Raw genomic sequence first — 255 nt, forward strand, 5'->3', positions numbered from 1 at the left:
TCAGCAGGACGAATCCCGCGATCACACCGAGCCCGGCGCGGGCCCGGTACCGCCGCTGCCCCACGGGCCCGGCGCCTTCGCGCCGGGTGGGTGTGGGTGGAGCGGGCAGCACCGGCAGGACGAGGGGGGTGGCCAGCACCAGCAGGACCGCTGCGACGGCGAGGGCGGTGAAGGCGGTGCGCCAGCCCAGCAGGCTGCCCAGCCAGGTGCCCAGGGGCACGCCCAGGACGAAGGCGGCGGTGCCGCCGGCGAGGA

Annotated in this window: 1 pseudogene; it reads right to left on the reverse strand. The window is 77.6% G+C overall.

Annotation, left to right across the window (positions count from 1 at the left end):
- Positions 1 to 255: pseudogene (locus V9U69_RS13460) on the reverse strand (MFS transporter); the annotation flags it as partial.

This window comes from Kineococcus sp. G2, assembly GCF_037154035.1.
GTDB lineage: Bacteria > Actinomycetota > Actinomycetes > Actinomycetales > Kineococcaceae > Kineococcus.